1 protein-coding gene is annotated in these 432 nt (G+C 42.1%); it reads left to right on the top strand.

Annotated features, from left to right (window positions below):
• A partial coding sequence (locus BN202_RS09095; RefSeq protein WP_019220335.1) for a Rha family transcriptional regulator occupies positions 1–432 on the top strand: 432 nt, incomplete at both ends.

Here is a 432-nt window from a genome sequence, read left to right as displayed (position 1 = left end):
TGTTACTAACGATGCAGCGGTTCAGACTATGTCTAGCCGTGAAATCGCTGAGTTATGCGATAAACGGCATGACCATGTGATGCGTGATATTAAGAAAATGCTTGAAGAATTATATTCTGAAGGGGGTCTCCCCAAATTTGGGGGCACCTATTTAGATAAACAAGGTAAGCCTCAAAACTGCTATAATCTCCCCAAGCGTGAATGTTTAATTCTTGTTTCTGGTTATAGCACCGCCTTACGTGCTAAAATCATTGATCGTTGGCAAGAATTGGAAAAGCAAGTCGCTGTACCACAGATTGATTATTCCAAACCCGAAGCATTACTTGGCGTCTTGAATCACTTACAAAGCCAAATTGAACAGAAAGATCATGTGATTGCAGAATTGACTCCGAAAGCAGAGGCTTTGGATGGCTTAAAGCGCTCTGATGGGCT

Origin of the sequence: Bartonella florencae, from assembly GCF_000312525.1 — a bacterium.
Lineage (GTDB): Bacteria > Pseudomonadota > Alphaproteobacteria > Rhizobiales > Rhizobiaceae > Bartonella > Bartonella florencae.
The sequence above is the reverse complement of the archived record's forward strand: the minus strand, read 5'-3'. Positions and strand labels throughout refer to the sequence as shown.